This is a genomic window from Bradyrhizobium uaiense, assembly GCF_010811875.1.
GTDB classification, from domain to species: Bacteria; Pseudomonadota; Alphaproteobacteria; order Rhizobiales; family Xanthobacteraceae; genus Bradyrhizobium; species Bradyrhizobium uaiense.
The window spans coordinates 1-244 of the sequence record NZ_VKHP01000939.1; the positions used below are offsets into that span (position 1 = coordinate 1).

A 244-nucleotide genomic window follows, 5' to 3' on the forward strand; every position below is an offset into this window, starting at 1 on the left:
CGCGGCGACAGCGCAAACAGCACGATCTCGGCGATGACGCCGAGCACCCAGAGGCAAGCGATCGTCAGGCCGCTGAAACCGGCCTGCCGCCAGGCAATCGATGCAAAGATGTAGTAGGCGCCGTGGCGCGCTGGGCGATCACCGCGCAGGACCCGCCGCTTGCAGTGCTTGCCGCGGTCCAGCTCGGACACGGGCTGAGCTTCGGCCTGACGCAGGTCGGGATCATGGGTCTGATGGTGCATCA

At 66.8% G+C, this 244-nt stretch carries 2 pseudogenes; one reads left to right on the plus strand and one right to left on the minus strand.

Annotated elements, in window-relative coordinates:
* A pseudogene (locus tag FNJ47_RS48190) lies at positions 1-125 on the minus strand (MFS transporter); the annotation flags it as partial.
* Between FNJ47_RS48190 and FNJ47_RS52520 the strand changes: the two are divergent.
* Positions 114-244: pseudogene (locus FNJ47_RS52520) on the plus strand (MFS transporter); the annotation flags it as partial. The pseudogenes FNJ47_RS48190 and FNJ47_RS52520 overlap by 12 nt on opposite strands.